This is a genomic window from Mesorhizobium sp. A623, from assembly GCF_054489405.1.
This window is the reverse complement of the sequence record NZ_JBTMXB010000019.1, coordinates 1-26,413: the sequence shown is the minus strand read 5'-3', so window position 1 is coordinate 26,413 and position 26,413 is coordinate 1. Positions and strand designations below refer to the sequence as shown.

Annotated in this window: 24 protein-coding genes and 2 tRNA genes; 15 read left to right on the top strand and 11 right to left on the bottom strand. The window is 60.4% G+C overall.

Features of this window, described 5'->3' with window-relative positions:
- The first annotated feature begins 68 nt into the window (after nucleotides 1-68).
- The 3 genes from ACX3P1_RS18420 (at nucleotide 69) to ACX3P1_RS18410 (ending at nucleotide 874) form a co-directional block, all read left to right on the top strand.
- Nucleotides 69-236 carry a hypothetical protein gene (locus ACX3P1_RS18420; protein ID WP_459081063.1) on the top strand — a complete coding sequence of 56 codons (168 nt, stop codon included), beginning with the start codon at nucleotides 69-71 and terminating at the stop codon, nucleotides 234-236.
- 108 nt (nucleotides 237-344) lie between these two features.
- Nucleotides 345-533, top strand: a complete 189-nt coding sequence (locus ACX3P1_RS18415) for a hypothetical protein (RefSeq protein WP_459081062.1) — start codon at nucleotides 345-347, stop codon at nucleotides 531-533.
- Between the two features lie 2 nt (nucleotides 534-535).
- The gene (locus tag ACX3P1_RS18410) at nucleotides 536-874 is read left to right on the top strand and encodes a hypothetical protein (RefSeq protein WP_459081061.1); all 339 of its coding nucleotides are present in this window, start codon (nucleotides 536-538) and stop codon (nucleotides 872-874) included.
- A gap of 4 nt (nucleotides 875-878) precedes the next feature.
- Here the strand turns inward: ACX3P1_RS18410 and ACX3P1_RS18405 are convergent, their stop codons facing one another.
- The 3 genes from ACX3P1_RS18405 to ACX3P1_RS18395 form a co-directional block, all read right to left on the bottom strand.
- Nucleotides 879-2,654: a phage terminase large subunit family protein gene (locus ACX3P1_RS18405; RefSeq protein ID WP_459081060.1), complete on the bottom strand. Its 1,776-nt coding sequence runs from the start codon at nucleotides 2,652-2,654 to the stop codon at nucleotides 879-881.
- Nucleotides 2,647-3,144, bottom strand: a complete 498-nt coding sequence (locus ACX3P1_RS18400) for a hypothetical protein (RefSeq protein WP_459081059.1) — start codon at nucleotides 3,142-3,144, stop codon at nucleotides 2,647-2,649. Before ACX3P1_RS18400 ends, ACX3P1_RS18405 begins: the two co-directional genes overlap by 8 nt.
- Before the next feature lie 288 nt (nucleotides 3,145-3,432).
- Nucleotides 3,433-5,448: a bifunctional DNA primase/polymerase gene (locus ACX3P1_RS18395; protein ID WP_459081058.1), complete on the bottom strand. Its 2,016-nt coding sequence runs from the start codon at nucleotides 5,446-5,448 to the stop codon at nucleotides 3,433-3,435.
- Nucleotides 5,449-5,868: 420 nt separating this feature from the next.
- Here ACX3P1_RS18395 and ACX3P1_RS18390 point away from each other — a divergent pair, with 420 nt between their 5' ends.
- The 6 genes from ACX3P1_RS18390 (at nucleotide 5,869) to ACX3P1_RS18365 (ending at nucleotide 12,350) form a co-directional block, all read left to right on the top strand.
- A complete protein-coding gene (locus ACX3P1_RS18390; RefSeq protein ID WP_459081057.1) occupies nucleotides 5,869-6,972 on the top strand; it encodes an NADH:flavin oxidoreductase/NADH oxidase in 1,104 nt (367 codons plus the stop codon).
- Between the two features lie 128 nt (nucleotides 6,973-7,100).
- Complete coding sequence (locus tag ACX3P1_RS18385) at nucleotides 7,101-7,340, top strand: DUF2188 domain-containing protein (RefSeq protein ID WP_459081056.1); 240 nt, start codon at nucleotides 7,101-7,103, stop codon at nucleotides 7,338-7,340.
- A gap of 227 nt (nucleotides 7,341-7,567) precedes the next feature.
- A complete protein-coding gene (locus tag ACX3P1_RS18380; protein ID WP_459081108.1) occupies nucleotides 7,568-8,974 on the top strand; it encodes a lipopolysaccharide biosynthesis protein in 1,407 nt (468 codons plus the stop codon).
- Nucleotides 8,974-10,254, top strand: coding sequence for a GNAT family N-acetyltransferase (locus ACX3P1_RS18375; RefSeq protein ID WP_459081055.1), 1,281 nt, complete (start codon nucleotides 8,974-8,976; stop codon nucleotides 10,252-10,254). The genes ACX3P1_RS18380 and ACX3P1_RS18375 overlap by 1 nt, the downstream gene beginning before the upstream one ends.
- 172 nt (nucleotides 10,255-10,426) lie before the next feature.
- Nucleotides 10,427-11,824, top strand: a complete 1,398-nt coding sequence (gene fumC, locus ACX3P1_RS18370; protein WP_459081054.1) for a class II fumarate hydratase — start codon at nucleotides 10,427-10,429, stop codon at nucleotides 11,822-11,824.
- Nucleotides 11,825-11,927: 103 nt separating this feature from the next.
- Nucleotides 11,928-12,350, top strand: a complete 423-nt coding sequence (locus ACX3P1_RS18365) for a DoxX family protein (RefSeq protein WP_459081053.1) — start codon at nucleotides 11,928-11,930, stop codon at nucleotides 12,348-12,350.
- 77 nt (nucleotides 12,351-12,427) lie between these two features.
- Here the strand turns inward: ACX3P1_RS18365 and ppx are convergent, their stop codons facing one another.
- Together ppx and ACX3P1_RS18355 are read right to left on the bottom strand one after the other, a co-directional pair.
- Nucleotides 12,428-13,939: an exopolyphosphatase gene (ppx, locus tag ACX3P1_RS18360; protein ID WP_459081052.1), complete on the bottom strand. Its 1,512-nt coding sequence runs from the start codon at nucleotides 13,937-13,939 to the stop codon at nucleotides 12,428-12,430.
- The gene (locus ACX3P1_RS18355) at nucleotides 13,936-16,140 is read right to left on the bottom strand and encodes an RNA degradosome polyphosphate kinase (RefSeq protein WP_459081051.1); all 2,205 of its coding nucleotides are present in this window, start codon (nucleotides 16,138-16,140) and stop codon (nucleotides 13,936-13,938) included. The genes ppx and ACX3P1_RS18355 overlap by 4 nt, the downstream gene beginning before the upstream one ends.
- Nucleotides 16,141-16,321: 181 nt before the next feature.
- Between ACX3P1_RS18355 and ACX3P1_RS18350 the strand changes: the two genes are divergently transcribed.
- On the top strand, nucleotides 16,322-16,567 hold the full coding sequence (locus ACX3P1_RS18350; RefSeq protein ID WP_459081050.1) for a zinc-finger domain-containing protein: 246 nt from the start codon (nucleotides 16,322-16,324) through the stop codon (nucleotides 16,565-16,567).
- A gap of 18 nt (nucleotides 16,568-16,585) precedes the next feature.
- Nucleotides 16,586-17,833, top strand: a complete 1,248-nt coding sequence (locus ACX3P1_RS18345; protein ID WP_459081049.1) for an FAD-dependent monooxygenase — start codon at nucleotides 16,586-16,588, stop codon at nucleotides 17,831-17,833.
- Between the two features lie 74 nt (nucleotides 17,834-17,907).
- Here ACX3P1_RS18345 and ACX3P1_RS18340 read toward each other — a convergent pair whose 3' ends face one another.
- The 4 genes from ACX3P1_RS18340 to ACX3P1_RS18325 form a co-directional block, all read right to left on the bottom strand.
- Nucleotides 17,908-18,711: an amino acid ABC transporter ATP-binding protein gene (locus tag ACX3P1_RS18340; RefSeq protein ID WP_459081048.1), complete on the bottom strand. Its 804-nt coding sequence runs from the start codon at nucleotides 18,709-18,711 to the stop codon at nucleotides 17,908-17,910.
- Between the two features lie 23 nt (nucleotides 18,712-18,734).
- Nucleotides 18,735-19,892 (bottom strand): amino acid ABC transporter permease, encoded by a 1,158-nt coding sequence (locus ACX3P1_RS18335; protein WP_459081047.1) that lies wholly within the window; start codon nucleotides 19,890-19,892, stop codon nucleotides 18,735-18,737.
- A gap of 4 nt (nucleotides 19,893-19,896) precedes the next feature.
- Entirely contained in the window at nucleotides 19,897-21,087 is a 1,191-nt protein-coding gene (locus ACX3P1_RS18330) for an amino acid ABC transporter permease (protein WP_459081046.1), read from the bottom strand.
- Nucleotides 21,088-21,156: 69 nt separating this feature from the next.
- Nucleotides 21,157-22,185: an amino acid ABC transporter substrate-binding protein gene (locus tag ACX3P1_RS18325; protein WP_459081045.1), complete on the bottom strand. Its 1,029-nt coding sequence runs from the start codon at nucleotides 22,183-22,185 to the stop codon at nucleotides 21,157-21,159.
- Nucleotides 22,186-22,558: 373 nt separating this feature from the next.
- On the opposite strand from ACX3P1_RS18325, the gene ACX3P1_RS18320 reads away from it, so the two are divergent.
- Nucleotides 22,559-23,725 (top strand): cystathionine beta-lyase, encoded by a 1,167-nt coding sequence (locus tag ACX3P1_RS18320; RefSeq protein WP_459081044.1) that lies wholly within the window; start codon nucleotides 22,559-22,561, stop codon nucleotides 23,723-23,725.
- 127 nt (nucleotides 23,726-23,852) lie between these two features.
- Nucleotides 23,853-23,999: a hypothetical protein gene (locus tag ACX3P1_RS18315; protein WP_459081043.1), complete on the top strand. Its 147-nt coding sequence runs from the start codon at nucleotides 23,853-23,855 to the stop codon at nucleotides 23,997-23,999.
- Nucleotides 24,000-24,020: 21 nt separating this feature from the next.
- Here the strand turns inward: ACX3P1_RS18315 and ACX3P1_RS18310 are convergent.
- A tRNA-Arg gene (locus ACX3P1_RS18310) sits at nucleotides 24,021-24,097 on the bottom strand.
- 58 nt (nucleotides 24,098-24,155) lie between these two features.
- Nucleotides 24,156-24,461, bottom strand: coding sequence for an ETC complex I subunit (locus tag ACX3P1_RS18305; RefSeq protein ID WP_459081042.1), 306 nt, complete (start codon nucleotides 24,459-24,461; stop codon nucleotides 24,156-24,158).
- A gap of 138 nt (nucleotides 24,462-24,599) precedes the next feature.
- On the opposite strand from ACX3P1_RS18305, the gene ACX3P1_RS18300 reads away from it, so the two are divergent.
- Nucleotides 24,600-24,676 (top strand) — tRNA-Pro (locus tag ACX3P1_RS18300).
- Between the two features lie 93 nt (nucleotides 24,677-24,769).
- The gene (locus tag ACX3P1_RS18295; RefSeq protein ID WP_459081041.1) at nucleotides 24,770-26,344 is read left to right on the top strand and encodes an integrase; all 1,575 of its coding nucleotides are present in this window, start codon (nucleotides 24,770-24,772) and stop codon (nucleotides 26,342-26,344) included.
- Nucleotides 26,345-26,413 lie beyond the last annotated feature (69 nt).

Here is a 26,413-nt window from a genome sequence, read left to right as displayed (position 1 = left end):
CCGGACACTGACATCGAAGCCGGTAGCGTTGTAATGGTCGCTACCGGCTTCTTTTCAGGAACGGGACCATGAACGCCAAGCAAATCAGGCAGTCTCAGCGGGCAGCGCTCAATTGCGCTAAGGCTGGCATCCCTTACGATCTTGCGGTGTGGCTTGTCGCAGACTGGCTTAAAAAGCATGACATCCGCGTCACGACCCGGAATCTCGAAAGTGCTTTTGCAGGTTTCATAGAATAGATTTCACTTTAAACGTGTGATTCACTTTTAAAGTGTTAAATAGTTGATTTCATTGTAACAATTCTATGTGCTACGTCACTTCCGTGATCAACAACGGAGGTAATTTCCATGACAACTTATGCAAGTGAAAACAAAATCGGTCGCCAGCGTGCAGTCCAGCTTATCGAGGATTGCGCGGCAACTGGCGACATGCCGCGTTTAGTGCGCTTGGTACGAGAGATGGCAGCCGATAAAACTGGCTACGGCGTCGGTTTCCTGTACGCTTTGGGCGAAATGGCTATGGCAGGGAGGGGATAATTATGGCAATTACCTTTGAAGCCTTGATTTCAAATATTGAGCGTGAGATTGGGAAAGCCGAACGTCGGCACGATCTCGCTGACGATCTCGTTAGTTGTGAGATGGTTTTAAAGCCGCTTGTTGACGATGCTGGAAATGAATTTCAGCCTTATGCTTGGCACGACAAGCACGGGAACATTTTCCCAGGCTATGTTGTGCTGGCATCTGGATACCCGTACACGGTTGTTTTCAGGCAATTGCCATTGCGCGGAGATGACAGGATTGCACACGTAGCGCTCAAAATAGCCTCAGAAGCTAGGCGATATGAGCAGCGGCACATTCTCACGCCCATACGGCACTAAATCCTCATATCCGCCCGGTTTCCAGCCAAGTGCTACGAATAACCGCCGGGATTTTCTTCGGTGCCGCGAGGGAGCTTAGTTCTTCCTCGCGGCGGTCGAGGTTGAGATTGACCAGGTTCCGTGCTCCGATCGCCAGAATTGTACTATCAAGCGTCTCAGCCCTTCGACCGGGAATCCGCTGGAAAGATCGCGTCGGCTGACCTTTGACGTAGCGGACGACTCGAACCTCCGAAACCAATTCCTCGAAATAGCGCGGCGATAGATCGTCGGAAAACCGTATCGAATTGCCCGATTGCAGCCGGTTGAAAAGGGTGTTTTTCAGTGCGTCGACTCCGACGATGAATAGATTTACGCCCTTTGCGGCTGAGCGCTCTATGGGCGGGCGCTGAAACCCTGCCATGCCCTTCGAGGATGCCACGCGCCGATTGAAGCGAGGCCGGCAGAACGCGCGAACATGCGGCTGGTGTTCGCCGTCGCCCTCGTCCAGGAAGGCAGCCGAAATGCCTATGCGGCCGCCAAGCGGATGCTGCCAGGTTGATTTTAGCAGATCGTCAATTTCGGCCCATAGCTCGTTTGAATCGTAACGGCCGTGAATCTGACCGTTGCCGAGAATGAACGTATCGCCGCGACCGCTGCCGACGATCGTCCAATCTGCCCATGAATCCTGCATATCAATGCCGCAAGTCAGGATAAGCGCCGATTCCGGGATCGCCTCTAGCCCAAGAGGCTCTGCACGGCTGCGCAAGCTGTCTTCGTCCAGCACGTCCCCGCCGTCTCTCCAGCCCTCGGCGAGTAAAGTGTTCTGCCACACGCGTAAGTTGTCAGGATCGTTCTTTGCAACTAGGAATTCTTTGACGATGATCGGCCAAGCTGCATTGGCAAGCGGCGATATTAGCGCATTGGCGCGGAATCCCGCGTGGCCAGTCACTTCCGGCTTTGTGGCTCGCCAGCGGCCAGCCTCGACCATGGCGTTCTTGTGCATCTCGTCAACAAAGCTGCCGCATTTCGGGCAGCACCATTGAACGCCGTCTTCGATGCGCTCAGGGTCGAATTTGATATCTTTCCAGCGAATCTCCGCATAATCGGAACAATCTATGCAGCGAACCTCAAATATTCTTTGATCGGAATTTGCATACAAATCGAGAATGATCGAATTTTCTTCGGTCGTTGGAGTAGAGCCAACTACAATTTTGCGATCGGTATAAGCAAGTGTTCTTTTCTCGGCCAAGAGTGTTGGATTTCCTTCCGCCGTAATCTCCATTGCTTCGGATTCGTCCACCAGGAGCACGCGGGCGTTGTGAGCGCGAAGATTACCGGGCGACCGCGAGGGCGTTATTAGAAGCGAGCCGCCCGGATATCTCTTGCTCAGCATCGTGTTTCGGCCGGCAATGTTTTCATCGCTGAAAAGCCGAGAAAGGCAGGGCGAAGCTTCCGCGACAGGTTCGAGCACGCGGGTCGTGAAATTCCGGCAATCGGCTTCCGTCGGCAAAAGCAGGATGACGGGGGATGGATCATTCTTCGCGTAATGCCCGACAGCGCCGACAAGTAACGTGCTGTAGCCTTGGCGCACCGACTTCACTACGGAGACGCGCGGGATCGAAGGATCGCCGATCGCCTCGGCTATGCCGCGTTGAAACGGGGTCAGGCGAAGCTTGCCAGGTTGTGCGGAAACGCCGGCCGGCAGCTTCAATTCTGCCTCTAACCAGTCGGGCAAGTTTACCTTGGCGGGTGGTCGCAAAGCCTGCATGGCGGTGCGGCGAAGTTCCAGCACGTCAGCCATTATCGGCAAGCTCCAGCAGCACGGCTCGAACTTCGCCGTCGATACGGGTCAGCACATCACGGTCGATGCCCTGCAATCGCCCAGGGATAGCCAGCAAGGCGGCTCGGATGTCCGTCAGGGCGGTTTCCCACTGCCGAGTCACTTCCGCCGCACTCACAAGCTCGCCACGGGCGTGCGCCGCCTTGATCTCAGCAAGTTCGGTGTCGGCTCGCATTTTGGCGGTGCGTGCCACCTTGTAAGCATCCCCGGCTTCGCTCGGCCGCCCAGCGCGGGCAGCATGGGTGCGGAGGTGCGCGCAGTACGATTTTACAGAAGCGGCCAGATCGAACCGGGCGGGGGCGACACGCTCCAGGATGCCACTGCGCACTTGATCGCAGATCGTCTGCCTGCTTACGCCCAAGAGCGCCGCGAGTTGGCTTTCGTGGACGATCTTGGGGAGCGCGACAGGGGGCGGCTCATCGCCCAAGAGGTCAGTTAGGCTGTAATCCATCTCGGCAACTCATGTTTGCAAATTTCTGCAAAGGCGTTTCTTTTGCGGTCGGTGTCCCCCGCAACCGGCCGCCCAGGGGAAGGACCCAAGGGGATGCGATAGGATCGATTTGCCGAAGGGAGGGTAGAAGTTCGAATAGAATAGACTTGCTTCCCATTGTCCGGGCATGAGGCAGACCGGACACCGGACACCCTCTAAGGGGTGTGTCCGTGTCTGTCCGGTTTTGCTGCCCCATTATGCCGTGTGCTTTGTCCGGTTTGTCCGGCTGTCTGTCCGATTGTCCGGTTCTCACGCTGCATCCTCCCAATCGTCAAAAGCATCGGGGATGCGATACAGGCCATTTGCGAACGCAAGCCGATCACCGCGCAACAGCCTTTCCGCCGCCCGCTTGAACGCTTTGACACGCGACTCCCGATCATCGGCAGCGGATACGGTGCGACCTTCGGCACAAGCCTCGCGCCACGTCTTTTCGGTTGCCTTGCCGCCAAGACTTTCCAGAATGTCCAATGCGGCTTTTGCTGAAGCCGGAAGCCGCAAGTCCTCATTTCGAGGCACGCCCATCAACTCCGAGCAGCGAGGCAACGTTACCGTGTCGCCGTCCTCATCAATGCCGCCGTCTTCAACAGCGATCTTGAAAGCAATATCCCGATCACAAGTGCCGTTGCGGTTTTTGGTCAGCTTGCCGCGAATGACGCCGTTTTCGTCGCGCTTCACATGCAGGGCAACGTCCAGCGCACCATTCAAAAGGCTATGTCCGCGCGGCGTTGCACCCTCGGCTTTCGTGTCATGGTGGATCAAGACCACTGCCGCGCCCCAATGCGTCAGGTGACGGGCAACCGCGACCACGCGGCCCATACCTTTGGCGTCGTTTTCCTCCAGGCCAGGAAACGCCATTGCAAGCGTATCGATGAATATGAGGGCCGGCTTGCGCTCTTTCACTGCCGCGACCAGTGCAGCAAGGTCAGGCGATTTATCAGCGAGTAGATCGGAAACGCCCTCGACCAGATGAAAGTCGGCTGTATTGCCGTGCGCCTCTTTCAACGCCTTCACCCGCCCGCGCATTCCGTGCGGGTCTTCGGCCGCGACATAGAAGACGCTGCCTTGCTTGCATCGCATTCCGAAGGTTTCGGCACCCTGCGCAACGGCATAACCCAGGCGCGGCGCTAGAAGTGACTTGCCAGCACCAGGGGCACCGAAGATGCAACCAACGTCGCGCGGTGCGAAAAGCCCCTTGATTAGGTAGCCACGCGACGGCGCTGCCTCGCAGTCAGTAGGTGAAAGGAATGTGAGGCGCGAAGGCTTTGCCTTATCTGGTCGTGCCGCGTCGGGTAGATCGTCGAACATGTCGGGATCGACGATAATGCGGGGAGTCCAGCCGTATGCGGCCGCGATCTCAAACAGGCTGCCGATGCCAATTGCGTCATCTGGATTACGTCTAAGCCTGCCCTTTGTGAAACTTCGCCATTGGCTGAGCATCTCGCGGCGCTTGTATTTGCCCGGCACGGTCGCGCCCTTCGACCATATGTCCCAAACCTCGAACGCGGCATCATCGCCGTTGCCGGCTGCTTCCAATGCCATGCCGACTTTACTCCACTCAGCACGGCAACAATCGGGATCGACAGATTGGAGCGCCCGCGTAACCTCTCTCCAATCGACCGGCAACGGCTCAGGACCAAGCAAGCGCGACACGTCGGAGTCGTCACGCTTAGGCGGGGAAAGTGCAGCCGGCCAGGAGGGCAGCCGTTCGACATCAAGAGTCCCGTTCGCACGATATCGCCGCCCATCGGCCATGACACTACCGGGTGCAATCACATAGCCGCTCGCTTTAATTTCAACGCCATCGGGTAAGTGATTATGGGAGTCGCCCAAGCCTTCCGGGTAGCGAAAATAGAGATGCCGACCGTTCGAGGGAGTATCGACTAGGAAGGACGAAAGAGCGTCGGGATCATAACCCAAGCCGCGTAGCGCTGTAATGCCATCTTGCTCGGCAGTGTGACAATCGAGGTCCAGCACGGCTAAGCCGTTGCGCTTGCACGGCAGGCCGACAATCGCCATCGGGTGAGCCTTCCACCATGCGCGTATGCGGGCGGGATCGGTCGAGGCGTCGTCTTTTCCGTTTTGCGTGTAGGGGCTTTTGATAGTGCCCTTCGGCCCATATTCCTTGCATGGAAACACGGCAAAGCCGCGCTGCGCCAGATCGACCGCGACAGCCAGATTGGTGCCTATCTGCGGTAGCGGCTCAGGGCCGAGTAGGTCACTTAGGTCTTGCGCCGGAGCGGCAGATTCGGTATATTCGGGGTGCAAAATGTGATCCTTTCAGGATTTGAACCCGTGGAGCTTGCCGGCTCTGCGGGTTTCGCGTTTTTGATGCCTGATAATACCACGCGACTATAGGGAAAGTCGACAAAGGATCGATTCAAGCTCTTGATTTTGTTGATTAATTCACTTTAAACGTGAAGCCGCCGTCCCAATTAGTGCCAATGCGTGCCAATACGTCCCGTGGCGGCTATCCACAGGTAATTACGGTATCGGATTACGGTATTTTGACTCTAAGGGATTGATTCTAAAGGCGCGTGGTTCCCGGCGTCCGCACCACCATTCTTGTATTTTTTTCGCGCGGCACACCTCCGACAACCAACTCAAACCAGCGTTTCGGCCCTAGCTGGCTGGCGTGTCGGGTGCCGGGTGCCTACATAGGCGCATATCCCTCCCCCGGAGCCTTTCATGACAGCGCCTCTCTTCCAGCCGATCACGCTCGACAGCCTCGTCCTTCCAAACCGTATCGCCGTCGCACCCATGTGCCAGTATTCGGCCGATGACGGTTCGGCGACCGATTGGCATCTCCAGCAATGGATGAGCTACGCGATGTCGGGCGCGGGCATGGTCACAGTCGAGATGACCAATGTGGAACGGCGCGGCCGCATCTCTCATGGCTGCCTCGGCCTTTACTCCGACCGCAATGAGGCCGCCGCCCGGCGCGCGCTCGACGCCGCCAGACGGGTTGCGGCCCCCGGCACCAAATTCGGCACGCAATTGGCGCATGCCGGCCGTAAAGCTTCCTGCCAGCGCCCATGGGAAGGCGGCGGCCCGCTGGAAGCCGACCAGGACCCGTGGCCGATCGTGTCGGCATCGGCCATTGCCTACAACACAGGCTGGCAGGTACCGCATGCGCTGGAGGAAGACGAGATCCTGCAAGTGATCGAGCGCTTCGCCGAGGCCGCACGACGCGCCGACCGCGCCGGCTTCGACTTCATCGAACTGCACGCCGCCCACGGCTACCTCATCTTTCAGTTCCTTTCGCCGCTCTCCAACCAACGCACCGACCGCTGGGGCGGATCGGCGGAAAATCGCATGCGTTTTGTGGTCGAAATCGCCAAGGCCGTGAAGAAAGCCGCACCCCGCCTCATGCTCGGTGCGCGGCTCTCGGTAAAGGACTGGGTCGACGGCGGCTTCGACGTCGAAGACGCCATCGGCGTGGCGAAGGCGCTGAAGGCCGAAGGCGTCGCCTATATCTGCTGCTCCAGCGGCGGTAATTCGCCCTTGCAGCAAGTGCCGGCCGGCCCCGGCTATCAGGTGCATCTGGCCGAAGCGGTCGGTAAAGGCGCGGATATCCCGACACGGGCCGTTGGCCTGATCGACGATCCGAACCACGCCGACACGATCATTGCCGAAGGCCGAGCCGCCATGGTGGCGCTGGGCCGCGCCTTTCTGGCCGATCCACGCTGGGGCTGGCGCGCGGCCGCAGCACTCGGCGAAAAAATCCATGCCGCGCCACAATTGCTCGGCTCCGTGGGCACGATGAAACATTGGGTGAAGGCCAGCGCCTGAGTTCAGTCCGCGCTTTCGCGTCCGCGTCATGCAACCAACGTCGCGGAACGACGTTGGAGGGTAAGGCGGCAGCCGGCAAGATTCAGCCGCAGGAGATTTTGTCGCTTCAACGCTAACCGGAGGTTTCCATGACGAAGCTGACTTACACCATCGTCGAGCACGATGGCGGCTGGGCCTACAAGGTAGGCGCGACTTTCTCGGAAACCTTTCCCAGTCATGCGCGAGCGTTGCGGGCTGCCGAAGCCGCCTCGTCCGAGCAGCAGATCGCAGGCTCGACCGATGGTATCCGCTACGAAGATTCCGACGGGAAATGGCACGAGGAACTGGCCGACGGCCGCGACCGGCCACAGACGGAAGTTTCCGACTGAAGCATGTTTCCCCGAAAGCGGAGGCCGGTCTTGAGATAACGACATGCGAGAGGGCCAAGTCCAGAAGCCCGGCAAGCGAAGTTGAAAAATCGCGAGGGGCTTCAGGGTCGGAAGTGGCGTGTCGGCAATCCGAAAAAAGCAATGATTTTGGCGGGCTTGCCCACCGTTTCTTAAGGTGTCCCCGCTAGATTGCCGGCTTGAACAGGACGGATTTCGGAGAGTATCGCGTGCGCTTTTCGGCGGCGGCAGTCGGGCGGCTTCTACCGCAACGCTTGGCGTTGCACGCGCGGCCGCTGCTTGACCGCGTCGACGCCGCGCTGTTTGCGGCCGATGAACGTGGCGAAGCGAGCCGCATGTCGGTCATTGCCTTTGCCATCCGCATCATCAGCGCGGTCATCGCCTTCGCCAGCCAAGTCATGATGGCCCGCTGGATGGGCAGCTTTGAATACGGCATCTTCGTCCTTGTCTGGGTGACGATGGTCATTGTCGGCAACATTGCCTGCCTGGGCTACCATACGTCGGTCATTCGCTTCATCCCCGAATATCGCGAGCGCGGCATGTTCGACGAACTGCGCGGCATCCTGATCTCAAGCCGGCTGTTCGTACTGATTGCATCGAGCGTCGTGGCCGCCATGGGCGCCTGGGCCGTGTGGCTGCTCCAGCCCTGGATCGAAAGCTACTACGTGGTGCCGTTCCTGCTCGGTATCATCTGCCTGCCGATGATCGCCATGGGAGATTTGCTGCAAGGCCATGCGCGGGCGTATTCATGGGCGCTGTTTGCGCTGACGCCGACCTATATCCTGCGGCCTTTGCTCATCCTCGCGATCATGGCTGCGGCCCTTGCCTGGGGATGCGCGCCCGATGCGAGAACCGCGATCCTCGCCACCATCGCCGCCACCTATGCCACGACCCTCGTCCAGCTCGCCGGCACCACTTCCCGCATCAACGCGCAGGTTCCATCCGGCCCGGCCAAGGTCCATTTCGCGCTGTGGCTCACCGTGTCCTTGCCGATCTTCCTGGTGGAAAGCTTTTTCTTCCTGCTTACCAATGCCGACGTGCTGATGGTCGGCGCCTATCTCGAGCCTGGCGATGTCGCCGTCTATTTCGCGACGGTGAAAACATTGGCGCTGGTTCATTTCGTCTATTTCGCGGTCAAGGCCGGCGTCGCCCAGCGTTATGCGCAGTTCACCCATGGCGAGCCGGAGAAACTGGCTGCATTCGCCCGCGAAACGGTATCCTGGACGTTCTGGCCGTCGCTGTTCATGGCGCTTCTGGTGCTCGCGCTCGGCAAGCCGATGCTGATGCTTTTCGGCCCCGAATTCAGCGACGGCTATCCGCTCCTGTTCCTGCTGGTAGCCGGTGTCGTCGCCCGCGCGGCCGTTGGCCCGTGCGAAAGCCTGCTGACCATGAGCGGCAACCAGAATATCTGCGCCGCCGTCTACGCCATGACGCTGGCCCTCAACATCGGCTTGAACGTGATCCTCATCCCCTTGTTCGGCCTGTGGGGGGCAGCCTTCGCCACCGCATTCGCCATGGTGTTCGAGGCCGCTGCCCTGTCCTTTACCGTTTGGCGCAGGCTTGGCATCGTCATGGCGATCTTCGTGCCGACACCCTCACCCAGAGGAGCATTCTGATGGCCGCAACTCCCCTCGTCGAGGAAACCAGCGGCGGTCCGGCCGGGGCCATGGTTTCGGGCCTTGCCGGCCACGCGCATGGCGACGGCGATACCGCGGATCTGGAAGCCTTCGCCAACAATCGCCCGGAGCGCAAGCTCGCGATCTATCCGGCGTCCGCTGGCTTCGACCTGGTCGAGGAACTCGATTATCTGTGCGCTCGCACGGCCGAGCCCAATGTTTTCTTCAATCCGCGTTTCCTTGCGCCAGCCATGCCGAGGCTGGAAGACCGCGAAGTCCGCCTGGCGGTCATCCGCGACGGCGACCAATATCGCAACCGGCTTCGCCTGCTGGTGCCGTTTTCGGTGGAAAAGCCGCTGCGTCCGGTGGGCGTTTCCGTCATGCGCACGTGGTCGAGCCCTTTCGGCCCGATCGGCACGCCGCTGATCGACCGCGACGACCCGGTCGGCGTGATCGAGGACTTTTTCTCCATGCTGGGACGGCCGCATCTGAAGCTGCCAAAAGTGCTCGCGCTGCCCGATATACGTCTCGACGGTCCGACGGCGGGCCTGCTTCGCACCGTCACCGAAGCACGGGGCCTGCCGCTGTTCATCACCGGCGAGGTGCAGCGCCCCTTCCTTGAAAGCACGCTGGAGGGCGACGAATACCTGAAAAAAGCGCTGCGCCCGCATCACTACCGCGAGTTCCGGCGGCTGAAACGCCGGCTTGGCGAAATCGGCAGGCTGGAACACGAGGTGGCGCGCGGACCGGAGCAAATCCGCCACGCCATCGAAAGCTTCCTGTCGCTGGAGGCGGCAGGGTGGAAAGGCCACGAGCGCACCGCCATGGCCATCGACCGCTACCGCGCCGCCTTTGCCCGCGAGGCCGTGCACCGGCTGGCCGAGCAGGATTTGTGCCGCATTCATTCGCTGACGCTCGACGGCCGCACCATCGCCAGCCTCATCGTCTTCGTCGAGCAGGGCTGCGCCTATACGTGGAAGACCGCCTATGACGAGACGCTGGCGGCCTATTCGCCGGGAACGCTGCTGATGGTCGAAGTGACCAAGCAGCATCTGGACGATCCGAACGTCATGTTGACGGATTCATGCGCGGTGCCGGACCATCCCGTGATGAGCCGGCTTTGGACGGAGCGCCACCCGGTCGGCACTTTCGTAATCGGCCTTACTCCGGGCGCAGACCGGCCAGCGAGGCAGGCGGCGGCACAGCTTCACCTCTACCGCGAAACCCGCAACATGGCGCGCATCGTGCGCGACCGTATGAAAAACCTGTTGCGACGGTAGCCCTGCACCGGCTGCGCTTCAGACATCCGCGACCTTATGGCCTGTTTGAACCGATTTGGTTCAGAAGCGCCCGCATCTTCCCTTGAAGCCTCCTGTGCAACGCGATAGGCCGATCCCATTTGAAGAGTTGGCCATCTGAACACTTGGTCATGGAAGAATTGGAGACAGGCCTGTGAGCGCTGGAAAAACGAGAACCGAAACCGACACGTTTGGCCCGATCGAGGTCGCGGATGACCGGTATTGGGGTGCGCAGGCGCAGCGTTCGCTCGGTAATTTCAAGATCGGCTGGGAAAAGCAGCCCGCTTCGATCGTGCGCGCGCTGGGCATCGTCAAGCGCGCGGCAGCCGAGGTCAACATGGACTTGAAGCGCCTCGATCCGAAGATCGGCACAACCATCGTCCAGGTGGCGCAGGAAGTGATCGACGGCAAGCTCGACGAGCATTTTCCGCTGGTGGTATGGCAGACCGGCTCCGGCACCCAGTCGAACATGAATGCCAACGAGGTTATTTCGAACCGGGCCATACAGATGCTCGGCGGCGTGATGGGAAGCAAGAAGCCGGTTCATCCCAACGATCACGTCAATATGAGCCAGTCCTCCAACGACACCTTTCCGACGGCCATGCACATCGCCTGTGCCGAGCGCATCATCCACGACCTGCTGCCAGCGCTGAAGCACCTGCATGCGGCGCTCGATGCCAAGGCGAAAGCCTTCGATCATATCGTCAAGATCGGCCGGACCCACACGCAGGACGCAACCCCGCTGACGCTTGGCCAGGAGTTTTCCGGCTATGCCGCGCAGGTCGCTTCGTCCGTCGCGCGCATCGAGCTGACGCTTCCGGGCCTTCAGGAACTGGCGCAGGGCGGCACCGCCGTCGGCACCGGTCTCAACGCCCCTGTCGGCTTTGCCGAAAAGGTCGCGGAACGCATCGCCGCCATTACCGGCATCGCCTTCGTTACCGCGCCCAACAAGTTTGAAGCGCTGGCGGCGCATGATTCCATGGTGTTCTCGCACGGGGCCATCAATGCGGCCGCGGCGGCCCTGTTCAAGATCGCCAACGATATCCGCTTCCTCGGTTCCGGCCCGCGCTCCGGCCTTGGCGAGCTTGCCCTGCCGGAAAACGAGCCGGGTTCGTCCATCATGCCGGGCAAGGTCAATCCGACCCAGTGCGAGGCACTTACGCAGGTCTGCGTGCAGGTGTTCGGCAACAATGCCGCCCTGACCTTTGCCGGCAGCCAGGGTCATTTCGAACTCAACGTCTACAACCCGCTGATGGCCTATAATTTCCTGCAGTCGGTGCAACTGCTTTCCGATTCGGCCGTTTCCTTCACCGACCATTGCGTCGTCGGCATCGAAGCACGGGAAGACAACATCAAGGCCGCGTTGGACCGTTCGCTGATGCTGGTAACCGCACTGGCGCCGACCATCGGCTACGACAACGCCGCAAAAATCGCCAAGACGGCGCACAAGAACGGAACCACCTTGCGCGAGGAAGCATTGGCAACCGGGCTGGTAACGGAAGCCGATTACGACCGCCTGGTGCGGCCGCAGGACATGACTCACCCAGGATAAGGCAGCAAATTATAAAACAGTGAACGATGTGTCGCGATTATCGTGACTTTAGTGAACAGTCGGTTTGGTGTATAGGGCGGGCATTCAACTTTGGAGAGATGAAATGCCAACTTCCGCTTCCACAGCCGGTTTCGGCTCCGCTTCCAGCGCTCCGGCCGTCGTTCTGGCAGGTCGCGTACTCTTGTCGATCCTGTTCATCATCGCCGGCTACAGCAAGCTGACGGCGATTTCCGGCACGGCCGGTTATTTCGGCAGTATTGGCCTGCCGATGCCGACGGCAACCGCCGTCATCGTCGGCCTGGTTGAATTCCTGGGCGGCCTTGCGATCCTGGTCGGCTTCAAGACCCGCATTGCCGCAATCGTCGTCGCTGTTTTCGTCCTGGGCGCCACGGCTGTCGCCCATCTCGATTTCTCGCAGGCCGGCAATGCCCTCATGCTGCAGAAGAACCTGGCCATCACCGGTGGCTTGCTGCTGCTGGCCATTCTCGGCGCCGGCCCGCTGTCGATCGACGGCCGCCGCCGCTGACCACAGCCTGCCTCTCGTAAAAAAGCCCGGAGCGATCCGGGCTTTTTTCATTTCGCGGGCACGTTGCGGCTGCGAACCTATCCCTCGACCTTGAGGACGAGCCGGCGGTTCGCTATTTTTGCCAGTTGCGCCAACCGGCCAACGGGGCGCTCGCCATAGAGGCCGGCTAAATCGGCCGGAAGCACCAGCGCCAGTGCGCCATCGCCCTTTTCTTGCCATTTCAGCCGGGGAATGACGCCGGGCATCGCTGCCGACAGGATATAGACGACCCGCATGGTGGCGGCGAGCAGACGGGCACGCTCCAGATAACGCGGCGTCGCCAGCGACTTTAGCTCGGCCGCCGAATCATCGAACAGCCCTTCATGGCGAAACAGATTGGTGAGCGCCAGAAAAGCGCGACCCGGATGGTCCACGCCGATGAAAGAGGCGTGCGCGATGATGTTGAGCGACTGCTTGCCGCGATATTCAGGATGCGCCCGCCAGCCGATGTCAGCCAAAAGGCAAGCCGCCCGCCGATAGCGCGCCTCGTCCTCGGTCTCGTCGACGCCGAAGGCGGCGAAGGTCTCACCGGTCCATGCCGCCAGTTCATGGGCGTGCGCGGTCGAGCGCGAACGCAGCCGGGCCAGTTCGTCGGCCGCCGAAATCAGCGGATCGACCTTCTGCACGTCCGCATCGAGCAGCGAGTACAAAAACCCTTCGCGCACGCCGAGCGCCGATACGACGATCTTCGACGGCTTCATCGCCGCCAGCACTTCCTGAAGCACGACCGCGCCATAGGGCAGCAGGGAACGGCGGTTTTTCGATATGCCTTCGATGCCCTTGGTCTTGTCCAGATCGCCCTTGGCCACCTGCCTCAGGAAACTTGCAGCACTTTCAATCCCGATTTCGTAGTGGTGCATGACACCGAGCGGATAGTTCGTCATTTCCATGTGCAGGCGCGCCAGGTTTCGCCAGGTGCCGCCGACCGCGTAGAACGGCCTGCCCTGCCCGTTCTTCAGCAAGTCGGCGCCCGCGACTTCCTCGCGCGCGATGCGCGCCGCCTGGGCGAGCGAGTTTTTTGCCATGTCCTGCAAGCGCAAACCGCCAAGCGGCAAGGTGACGCCGACGGTACGAATGTCGCCCTGGATATCGACAAGCTCCAGGCTGCCGCCGCCAAGGTCGCCGGAAATACCATCGACCGGCCTGAAACCGGAGATGACGCCAAGGCCGGAATAGTAGGCTTCCTCGTGCCCGCTCAGCACCCGAATCTCGGTTTCCAGCACGGCTTCGGCGCGCCGAATGAAATCGGGGCCGTTGATCGCCTCGCGCGCGGCGGCCGTCGCCAGCACATACATGCGCTCGGCACCCGCCTGTTCGGAAAGGCTGCGAAAGCGCCGAAACTCCGCCATGGAGCGCGTCACCGCCTCCGGATCGAGCCTGCCGGTCGAAACGATGCCGCGCCCGAGGCCGGCCAGCATCTTCTCGTTGAACAGCACAGTGGGCGAGCGCGACAATCCCTCGTAGATGACAAGGCGGATCGAGTTCGAGCCGATATCGATCACAGAGACCGGGCGGCGGTCCTGGAGCCGCCCTTGCGACGCGGAATTCATCCGCCCGCCGCTGCGTTCTGTTTCTTGCGGCGCTTGAACTGCGCGATGCGCTTCGGCGCGTGCGACTTCAGCGCGTCACCCCTTCCCGACAGGCTCGGATTGGTCATGAAATATTCCTGCGCGTTGAACGGTTCTTCGCCTTCCTCCAGCACCACTCGCCGGGAGGTTCCGTCTGCCAATACGTCGAAACTTTGCTGGTTGTCCATGATGTTGCCCAGCATGATCTGGCCAAGGATCTGTTCATGCACCGTCGGGTTGGTGATCGGCACCATGGTTTCGACCCGGCGGTCGAGGTTGCGCGGCATCAGGTCGGCCGAACTGATATAGACGATGGCCTCGTCCGACGGCAGGCCATGGCCGTTGCCGAAGCAATAGATACGGCTGTGCTCGAGAAAGCGCCCGACGATCGACTTGACCTTGATATTCTCGGACAGGCCCGGCACCTGCGGCCGCAGGCAGCAGATGCCGCGCACCACCAGGTCGATCTCGACCCCTGCCCGGCTTGCCTCGTAGAGCGCGTCGATGATGATGGGATCGACCAGCGAGTTCATCTTCATCCAGATGCGCGACAAGCGCCCTTCACGCGCATGCACAATCTCGTCAGCGATATGTTTCAGGATACGGCTGCGCAGCGTGAACGGGGAAATCGCCAGCCGCATTTCCTCTGCCGGCTCGGCATAGCCGGTGATGAAATTGAAAAGCTGGGCGACATCGCGCGCGATCGTCGGGTCACTGGTGAAGAAGGACAAATCCGTATAGATGCGCGCGGTGACAGGATGGTAATTGCCGGTGCCAAGATGGACGTAGTTGCGCAACTTGCCGTCTTCGCGCCGCACCACCAGCGACATCTTGGCGTGCGTCTTCAGTTCGAGGAAGCCGAAAACGACCTGCACGCCGGCCCGTTCCAGATCGCGCGCCCAACGGATATTGGCCTCCTCGTCGAACCGGGCCTTGAGTTCGACCAGCGCCGTCACCGACTTGCCGGCTTCGGCGGCATCGACCAGCGCGCGCACGATGGGGCTATCGTTGGAGGTACGGTAAAGCGTCTGCTTTATCGCCACGACGTCAGGGTCGGCCATCGCCTGACGCAGGAACTGCACCACGACGTCGAATGATTCGTACGGGTGGTGAACGACGATGTCCTTCTCCCGAATAGCGGCAAAGCAGTCTCCGCCATGCTCGCGGATACGCTCGGGGAAGCGCGGATTGTAGGGAACGAACTTCAGATCGTCGCGCGCCACCGCGACAATTTCGGAAATCTGGCTCAAGGCCAGAAGCCCGGCCAGCACACTGATGCGGTTGGCCGCGACGCCTAGTTTCCCGGCAACGAAATCGCGCAACTCTTCCGGCATCCGGTTGTCGAACTCGATGCGGATGACAGATCCGCGCCGCCTTCGCTTCAGCGCCGTTTCGAACAGGCGCACAAGATCCTCGGACTCCTCCTCGACCTCGATGTCGCTGTCACGGATGATCTGGAACGTGCCCGAACCCTTGACCTCATAGCCCGGAAACAGCCGGCCGATATAAAGCCCCACGACCTCCTCCAGCGGGATGAAGCGGACATGGTTCTTGCGGTCCGGCAGGCGGATGAAGCGGCGCAGCGCAACCGGCAGGCGCAGGAGCGCGCTCATTTCCTCGCTGTTCTTGCGGTGGCGCAGTTGCAGCGCCATCGAGAAGCCAAGGTTTGGAATGAACGGGAACGGATGCGCCGGATCGATGGAAAGCGGGGTCAGCACCGGAAACACCTGTTCCTGGAAATACTCGTCTAGCCATACCCTCTCATCCTTGGTCAGCGAATCGCCGGTAATGCTCTCGATGCCCTGCTTGTGAAGCAGCGCCATGAGCACGGCCAGGCTCTTCTGCTGGTCTTCCTGCAGGCGCTCCACTTCGCGCAGCAACTGGTCGAGTTGCTGCTGCGGCGTGCGCCCGTCGGGGCTTTTCAGGGAAATGCCCTCGCGCACCTGACCGGCAAGACCGGCCACGCGCACCATGAAGAACTCATCGAGGTTTGCCGCCGAAATCGACAGGAAGCGCACCCGCTCGAGCAGCGGGTGGTTGGCGTTCAGCGATTCTTCGAGCACACGACGGTTGAACTGCAGCCAGGAAAACTCGCGGTTGACGAACCGGTCGGGATTGCCGCTCTCGGCGATTGCGGTCACCACATTGGCAAATTCGGTCTGGACCGGCTTCAACTCGTTCATTTTTCCGCTCTTGCCCATATTCAACCGGGTGCGCCGGTAAGGTCCTGTTGCCGATTGTGATCTAGCCGGCTCAATCTATCCTGTGGCACGGTTTTACGACAGTTTCATTTCATCGATCTTGCAAAAGCCCGCCTTATGTTCCAAACGCAGCAAGTCCGACTGAATTGAGACGGAGAAGAAAATGGCCGGCGGTTCCATTCCACATTTCCAGAACGATGCTGGCCATGCGGCCATCGACATCGGCGTCAAGGAGTTCATGTGCGTCGGCGCCAATGCGCCGTTCGATCATCCGCATGTTTTCCTCGACATTGGCGACGACAACGAAAAAGTCTGCCCCTATTGCTCGACGCTCTATCGCTATTCGCCTTCTCTGAAGGCAACCGAGACGCATCCCGCCGACTGCCTGTTCATCGACCGCGCAGCCTGAACGGCAAGCTGCCGCTCGATGGATGACACGGTCGCCCGGCGCATCGTCATTGCGGGGGCAGGCATTGGCGGGCTGACGGCAGCGCTGGCTTTTGCCAGGCGCGGCTATTGCGTGCAAATGTTCGAGCAGGCGGCGCGCCTCGAAGCAGCCGGTGCTGGCATCCAGCTTTCGCCCAACGCCACTCATATCCTGGATCGTCTGGGCGTCCTTGAACGGCTGCGGCCGTTCGCGGTGCAGCCGCAGGCCGTTATCTTGAAAGACGCCGCAAGCCTGCGCACGCTGGCCACGGTTCCCCTCGGGACAAGCGCACAGGCGCGCTGGAAATCGCCCTATCTCGTCACGCACCGGGGCGACCTGCAAAAAGCACTGGTGGATCAGGTTGCAGAGATTCCGGAAATACGGCTCGCCACCGGCGCCCGCGTCGAAGGCGTCACCTGCCATTCGCGCGGGATAACCGCTTCCGTTGCCGCCGGCAGCAAGACCGAGGAAATCGGCGGCGTCCTGATGGTGGGCGCAGACGGCGTCTGGTCGACCATGCGCGGGCTTGTCGGCACCCAGATCGCCAGCAAATTTACCGGCGAACTGGCATGGCGAGCGACGATGGCGGCCGATACCCCGTCAGGCGCAGCCTTTGCGCAAATCACGTCGCCGAACTGCGTGACGACCTTCCTGCATCCCGGCTTTCACCTTGTCGCCTACCCGATGCGCGGCGGCGCGGCATTCAACCTCGTCGCCTTCACCAAGGGCGAACGGATTGCCGAAGGCTGGTCGGGGTCGCCCAACCTCTCCATCCTCGACAAAGCCCTGCATGGCATCGCGCCCGCTCTGGCGCGAATAGCGCACGATGCCGGGCCGTGGACGGCGTGGCCGGTCCACACTGTCGGCCCCGGCAATGAATGGACTTCGCCCGACGGCATCGCGCTCATCGGCGACGCGGCGCACGCCATGACGCCCTTTGCCGCGCAGGGAGCGGCAATGGCCGTCGAAGATGGCGCGACCCTTGCCGCATATGTCGAGGGGCATCCGGCGAACCTTCCCGAAGCGTTGGCGGCATGGGAAAAATCCCGCAAGGCGCGCATCGCCAGGGTTGCCCGCCGCGGTGCCCTCAACCACCTCGCCTGGCACGCCGCCGGCCCCGTGGCGCTGGCGCGCAACCTGCTCTTGAAAATGCGCGCGCCGCAAAAGCTCGCCGCCGATCTCGATTGGCTCTACGGATGGCGCGCTCCCGAACCTACGGACCCAATGAGCAGCCGCACCGAAAAATAGGGCCAAGGCAGCCGCCAAACGCAAAAAGAGCCCGGCCGGCTTGCGGTCGGGCTCCCTTGTGGGAAACCGGGCGCTCAGTGCAGGATCTGGCTCAGGAACAGCTTCGTGCGTTCATGCTGCGGGTTGTCGAAGAACTGGGCCGGCGTATTCTGCTCGACGATCTGGCCCGCGTCCATGAAGATCACCCGGTTGGCGACCTTGCGGGCAAAACCCATCTCGTGCGTCACGCACAGCATGGTCATGCCTTCCTCGGCGAGGCTAACCATCGTTTCCAGCACTTCCTTGATCATTTCCGGATCGAGTGCCGAAGTCGGCTCGTCGAACAGCATGATGCGCGGATTCATGCAGAGCGAACGGGCGATTGCCACGCGCTGCTGCTGGCCACCGGAAAGCTGGCCCGGATATTTGTTGGCCTGCTCGGGGATCTTGACCCGCTTGAGGAAATGCATGGCGATTTCCTCGGCTTCCTTCTTCGGCGTCTTGCGTACCCAGATCGGAGCCAGCGTGCAGTTCTCCAGAATGGTCAGATGCGGAAACAGGTTGAAGTGCTGGAACACCATGCCGACCTCGCGGCGCACCTCGTCGATCTTCTTCAGATCGTTGGTCAGTTCCTTGCCGTCGACCTTGATGGTGCCCTTCTGGTGTTCTTCCAGCCGGTTGATGCAACGGATCATCGTCGACTTGCCGGAGCCCGAAGGCCCGCAGATGACGATGCGCTCGCCGCGCATCACCTTCAGGTTGATGTCCTTCAGCACATGGAACTCGCCATACCATTTGTGCATGGCGACGATCTCGATGGCGACATCGGTGTCCGATATCTGCATCTTGGCGGCGTTGACCCTGATCTCTTCCGCGCTGACTGCGTTTTCTACGGCCATAACCCGTTCCCTTTTTCTATTTTTTATCGATGGCCGGTATCGAGCCGGCGTTCCATGAACATCGAGTAGCGCGACATTCCAAAGCAGAACAGCCAGAAGACCAGCGCGGCAAATACCAGTCCGGAGATCGGCGTCTGCGGCGATGCCCAGGTGGCGTCCGAAAAGTTCTGCCGAACCACACCCAGAAGGTCGAACATCGAAATAATGTAGACCAGGCTGGTATCCTTGAACATGCCGATGAACGTGTTGACGATGCCGGGAATGACAAGCTTCAACGCTTGCGGCAAGACGACGAGAACCATCTTCTGCCAATAGCCCAAGCCGAGCGAATCGGCACCCTCATACTGCCCCTTGGGGATGGCCTGCAGGCCGCCGCGAACCACTTCCGCCATATAGGCCGAGGCGAACATGGCAACGCCGATCAGCGCCCGCAGCAGTTTGTCGAACGTAACGCCTTCGGGCAGGAACAGCGGCAGCATCACGCTGGCCATGAACAGCACCGTGACCAGGGGAATGCCGCGCACCGTCTCGATGAAGACGATGCAGACAAGCTTGACCACCGGCATCTTCGAGCGCCGGCCCAATGCCAGCACCACACCGAGCGGCAGCGAAACGGCGATACCGACGAAGGACAGCACCAGCGTGACCAGCAGGCCGCCCCAGCGCGGCGTCTCGACATGGGTCAACCCAAACCAGCCGCCCGTCAGAAGCACGAACGCCACCACCGGAAACACGAAGAAAAACAGGACGGCATTCAGGCCCTTGCGCGGAATCCGCGGTATCAGCAAAGGCACAAGCAGCGCGACGAACATGATCGCGACCAGGATCGGGCGCCAGCGCTCTTCGATGGGGTAGCGGCCGAACATGAACTGGCCGAACTTGGCATTGACGAACGCCCAGCAGGCGCCCGACCAGCCGTCTGGCTGGATACCGCCGCCCTGCGCCGCCGTTGCGCAGAAAGAACGGTCGGTGCCGGTCCACTGGGCGTTGATAAAGGCCCACTCGATGAACGGCGGCAGGATATAGGCGACCAGCAGCAGGCCGATGACCGTCAGCACCGAATCGCCGACGGTAGCGAACAGGTTCTTGCGAACCCATCCGCCCAGGCCCCGCTCGCTTCTCGGTGCCGCCTGGGCAAGCGCCATTTCGACTCTGACGAAGGAAAGATCGTGTTCTTGCATGGCGTTATCTTTCCACCAGCGCCATTTTGGCATTGAACCAGTTCATGAACACCGAGGTGGCAAGGCTGATGCCGAGATAGATCACCATCCAGATCACCACGATCTCGATGGCCTGGCCGGTCTGGTTCAGCACAGTGCCGCCCGTGGCCACGAGGTCCGGATAGCCGATGGCGATGGCCAGCGAGGAGTTCTTGGTCAGGTTCAGATACTGGCTGGTCAGCGGCGGTATGATGATGCGCATGGCCTGCGGCACCACGACAAGCCGAAGAATCTGCTTCGGCCTCAGCCCCAACGCCTCGGACGCCTCCGTCTGCCCTCTGTTGACGCCGATGATGCCGGCGCGCACGATCTCCGCGATGAACGCTGCCGTATAGAAGGACAGCGCCAGATAGAGCGATAGGAACTCCGGCTTGACCTGGAAGCCGCCGCTCAGGTTGAACGTGGATTGCTTCGGCATGTCGAAAGTCAGCGGAAACCCGGTAAGCACGAAGGCCAGAAGCGGCAGGCCGACAATCAGCGCGACGGATGCCCAGAATATGGGGAAAGGCTGGCCGGTCGCCATCTGCCGTTGGCGCGCCCGTCTCGCCACGAACCATGCCATGGCGATGCCCACCACCAGCGCAAGCCCGATCAGCGACGCCCCCTCGCCCCAGACCGCCTTGGGGAAATAAAAGCCGCGATTGTTCAAAAAGGCGCCAAGTGGCAGGTGGATGCTGTCTCTGGATCCCGGTAACACCGAAAGCACGCCGAAATACCAGAAGAAGATCACCAGAAGCGGCGGGATGTTGCGAAACAGCTCAACATAGACGGTGCAGATCTTGCGGATCAGCCAATTTCGGGAAAGCCGGCCGATCCCGACAATGAAGCCGATGATGGACGCCGTGACGATACCCACAGCCGCAACGATGAGCGTGTTGAGAAAGCCCACCAAAATGGCGCGGCCATAGGTGGAATCCGATGTATAGGCGATCGGGCTCTCGGAAATATCGAAACCCGCCCGGCTGTTCAGGAACGCAAAGCCGGATGCGATATTGGATCGCCTCAGATTGTCGGTAACGTTGTGAACGATCCACCATACGCCCGCGACGAGCAGTATGATGACCACGACCTGAAAGAAAATTCCGCGTACCTTCGGATCGTTGATGAAGGAACTGCGACTGCTCTTATCACCTTCAAGAATATCTTGCGATGCCATGCGGCAGTCTCCCTGATGAGAGAAGCCGAAGGGCGGGAAACCCCACCCTTCGGAACCTGCTCTGCTCGATCAGCGGATCGGCATGGCGTATTGCAGACCACCCTTGGTCCACAAGGCGTTCAGGCCGCGAGCGATCTTCAGCGGGCTGCCCGAGCCGACATTACGCTCGAAAATTTCGCCGTAATTGCCGGTGGCCTTGAGGATGTTGACGACCCAGTCGTTGGTCAGGCCAAGGTCGGTGCCGATCTTGGTATCCTTCTCCGAACCCAGCACGCGCTTGATCTCGGGGTTAGGCGAATTCTTCATCTCCTCGGCATTGGCCTGGGTAATGCCCAGTTCCTCGGTCTGCAGTAGCGCATAATACGTCCAGCGAACGATATGGAACCACTGGTCGTCGCCCTGGCGAACGGCAGGTCCGAGCGGCTCCTTGGAGATGATTTCCGGCAACACGACATGGTCGTCCGGCGCGGTCAACGTCAGCCGAATGCCATAGAGGCCGGACTGGTCGGTCGTATAGACGTCGCAGCGGCCGGAATCATAGGCGGCGTTAACTTCTTCCAGCTTCTCGAAGACGACCGGATTGTACTCCATCTTGTTCGCCTTGAAGTAGTCGGCAAGGTTGAGTTCGGTGGTCGTGCCGGCCTGCACGCAGACGGCGGCGCCCGAAAGCTGCAGCGCGGAATTGACGCCTGGAAGCTTCTTCGCATTGATCATGAAGCCCTGGCCGTCATAATAGGTGACGCCCGCGAAATTCAGGCCAAGCGCGGTATCGCGGTTGATGGTCCACGTCGTGTTTCGCGACAATATGTCGATCTCGCCCGACTGCAGCGCGGTAAAGCGCTCCTTGGCGCTGAGCGGCGTAAACTTCACCTTGGTGCCGTCGCCAAACACGGCGCCGGCGAGCGCGCGACAGAAATCGACGTCCAGGCCCTTCCATTCACCCTTGTCGTCGGGCGCGGAAAACCCGGCCAGGCCGGTCGAGACGCCGCATTGGATAAAGCCCTTGGCCTTGACGTCGTCAAGCGTGCTCGCGGACGCGGACGCTGCCATCAGTCCGACTGTGGCGGCACCGAAAATGCCGAGTGCAATGTGTTTCATGACCCACTTACCCTTTTCTATTATTCAGGCAGAACCTGAGCTTTTTTTTCCCTTGCGAACGCAGCTTGCAGTTTCGGCCCACTTCCGAAACGAGCATCGGGGTTGATGCGTCGAGCGCCTCCCGTTCACGATTGGCATCGAAAGCGATTATTTTCGTGAGGTCAAGGGAAATGACCGAATCCGAAACAGTTTGGAAAACAAATCCGCAAACGACCGCCGTGCCCGGCGAAGGTGTCGAATCTCGTGGCCGCGGCCGGTCACACCCGCATGCCGCGATTTGGCCTAGCGAACGCGGCCTCGTGGCAAGGGCCAGGCTGTTGCGTCGCCAGGATCGGCGCTCTAAGGCTAACCTCTTTCACTGATCGGCGGGACCATGACAAAAGACGGCATTGAACTGGGAACCAATACGCGCCTTGCCCATATCGGCAGCAACCCGCGCGATTATTTCGGCTTCGTCAACCCCCCGGTCGTGCATGCATCGACAGTGCTTTTCCCCGACGCGGCAACCCTTGTATCGCGTGCGCAAAAATACACCTACGGAACGCGCGGCACGCCCACCACCGACGCGCTGGCGCAGGCCATGGACACGCTGGAAGGATCGGCGGGAACCATCATCGTACCGTCCGGCCTGGCCGCGGTGACGGTGCCGCTGCTGAGCTTCGCGTCCTCGGGCGACCATGTATTGATCGTCGATTCCGTCTATGGCCCGACGCGCCATTTCGCCGACACCATGCTGGTGCGGCTTGGCGTCGAGGTGCAATATTACGATCCCCGCATCGGCGCGGAAATCGGACGGCTTCTCAAGCCGAACACCACCGTCGTCTTCACCGAATCACCGGCATCCAACACATTCGAAGTGCAGGACATCCCGGCGATCGCCAAAGCCGCGCACGCCGCCGGCGCCATCGTCATGATGGACAATACCTGGGCAACGCCGCTGCTTTTCCGCCCGCTCGATCACGGCGTCGACGTCTCGATCCACGCGGCGACGAAGTATCCGGCCGGTCATTCCGATGTGCTGCTCGGCACCGTATCGGCGAACGAAGCCTGCTGGCCAAAGCTCCACGACGGTTTCGTCACGCTTGGCTGCTGCGCCGGGCCGGACGACGTCTATCAGGTCCTGCGCGGGCTTCGCACCATGGGCGTGCGACTGGAGCGCCACCAGAAGAGCGCGCTCGACCTCGCCACATGGCTGGAAGAGCAGCCGGGCATCGCGCGCGTTCTCCATCCGGCACTTCCCAGCCATCCCGATCATGAATTGTGGAAGCGCGATTTCAGCGGCTCGAGCGGCGTCTTCTCCATCGTGCTTGCAGGCGGCGGCCAGAAGCAGCAGCATGCCTTCCTCGATGCCTTCCAGATTTTCGGCCTGGGCTATTCCTGGGCGGGTTTTGAAAGCCTCGCCGTGCCGGTATTCCTGGGCGACCGCACCATTCCGGTATCGTACGAAGGCCCGCTGATCCGCTTGCAAATAGGATTGGAGGATGTCGAGGATCTGAAGGCCGACCTGGAGCGCGGCCTGTCCGCCGCCGCACGGGCTTGACCGAGGCCAGCGCGCCTATCGCCGATTACTCGACAGGAGCCCGTTTGTTCCAGCGCAAAGACCAAAGCCCCGCCTGATGTATCAAGCGTGAACCGGCAGACCGCAGCGGTGCGCTGAGAGGAACATCATGGCCGAAGAAAAAGAGAAACGAACCGTCACGACTTCTTCCGAAGCCGCAAGCGGCGCTGAATCGGACAATACGCTGTTGCCGATGCTGGTTGCCGGCCTGATCATGATCGTGATCGGCGCTATCGTCGTCATGACGTTCGTATAACGATACGGACGACTGCAAGATTGGCGATCCCGGCAGGGCTCGAACCTGCGACCATCGGCTTAGAAGGCCGGTGCTCTATCCAACTGAGCTACGGGACCGGTTGCCGGCCGCCAGGGCCGGCGCATGGGCCGGCCACAACTGACCGGCTTTCCTGGGTCAATGGGTCCAGGGCGTCCTGCGGTCAAAACGAAAATTGTCCGAATAGGAAATCTGGCGGCGCTTGGCCTCTTTCGGTTCCTCGACCCGGAAAGCCAGGCCTTCCTTTTCCGCGTAGGCAACCGCCTCTTCGCGCGTGTCGAAGACCAGCCTGATCTGGCTGCGCATGTCGCTCGACGTGGTATACCCCATCAAGGGGTCGATCTTTCTTGGCTGCTCGGGCGCGAACTCCAATACCCAATAGCCGGTCTTGGCCTTGCCGGACTGCATTGCCGTCTTGGTCGGGCTGAAAATACGAGCGGACATGAAAACCTCATTGCTGCTCCGGCGGAAGCACCGCCTCGACATATGTTGCCCGGTGCTTACCGCCCATTTACGCCAACGGCAAGAGCGATGGTTTTTGCGCTTGCTTTGCTGCGCCGAAATCAATAGGCAACACGGCGTCGGAGTGTAGCGCAGCCTGGTAGCGCATCTGGTTTGGGACCAGAGGGTCGGGAGTTCGAATCTCTCCACTCCGACCATTCTAAACCCTTGAAATCGCTGAAGTGCTTGACCCGCAAGGGTTTCTGTCCGTATTGATGTTACAAAATGCGTAACAAAACGGATGGAAGTCGATGGCTGGGAAGGTGCGGAACTTACTCAATCGAGACGGGCGCTATTTCGCCCGGCTGGTCATCCCGAAAGAGCTTCGGCCGTTTATGGATGGGAAGTCCGAACTGCGAACCGCGCTCGGCCCGGACTATCGAACCGCCCTCAAGCTCTTGCCCGGCGCGGTTGCCACCCTTCAGCACAATATAGCACTAGGCGAACGCCGTGCAGTCGAGGCCGGCACCAAGCCGGTTACGGTCGGGCGCTATCCCCTCGCCGCCGACCAGATCGCCCTTCGGAACTATCAGTCCCAGATCGCTTTCGATGAGCAGTTGCGGAATTCTGACGCCCGCTATGCCTCTTTCGGCTACGTGGACGAGACGCTTGTCGCGAAATTGAAGGATGGCATCATCGGGAGCTTGGATAATGTGGAGCTTGCCGCGCTGGTCGGCACTCGAATCGAACGCTTTCGGCGACTTGGCAACACCACGGCTGAAGTCGGTTCAGACGAATGGCGCACCCTCGCCCGCGCCATGTGCATTTCTGAATATGAGGCCCTCGCCCGCGCTGCCGAACGTGATGAAGGCGACTTCACCGGGCAACCATCGCACCCCATGCTGGCACAAGCCAAAATCGAAGAACCTCCGCTACCTGCAAAGCGTGTCGCCTTTAGGAGTATCATCGACACGGAAGCCAAGCGCCGCGAGCGCGGCAAGGATGCCAAGCCGTTTCCGGCAAAGACCGTGAAAAAGTATCTCGATCACGCCGAAGAATTCGCGGTATGGCGCAAGTCCACAGATGCCGCCACCGTCACAGCAGATGAGGGCAAGCGATGGGTCGAGGCCATGCAGGACGCCGGCGTGAACGGCAATAGGACGGTGAAGCAGAAGCTACAGAACGTCCGCACGGTTTTGAATTGGGGAAGGCAAGCCGACCCGGTAAACTTCCTGCCGGCTGGCAATCCGCTCATTGGATTGAAGACGCCCGATTACAAGAAGACGCCTAGCTACCTTCACGCCTTCACCATCGAGGAAGCCACGTTGATCTTGTCCAAGGCCCGGCAGGAAACGAAGCCTTTTCTTCGCTGGATACCATGGCTTTGCGCGTATTCCGGGATGCGGATTAGCGAAGTCGCCAAGCTTCGGAAAGAGGATTTTTTCAAGGCCGGGGAACGTTGGTTTTGGAAGGTGACGACCGTTGGCGCACGCACCCTCAAGAACGAATCGAGCGAACGTCGTATCCCTGTTCATAAGGCCCTGCTTGATGAGGGCTTCATAGTGTTTGTGGAGAAGGCACCTTCTGGACTGCTTTTCCGGGGGCAGACGAAGGACGAAATCAACCTACAGGCTCGTATCGGGGATTGGGTGCGCGACCTTATCACCGTCGAGGACAGACCCGACCTGAAGCCTAGCCACGGCTGGCGGCACCTGTTCGAAGACCTATGCCGGCGCGACAGGGTTCAAGAGGAAGCGCGCTTTTACATCACCGGCCGCTCGGATGGCCGTTCGCAGGAAATGTATGGGCGCTCGGACGTGATGCTTCCCGGCCTAGCCGATGCGATGGACCAGATTGTGCCGCTCCAAATAGATCACGTTGTATGAATTAATTCCTATTATTATAGGAAAATAGTCCTTTTCTACTTGCCGCGCGAATCAACCTATGAGAGAATC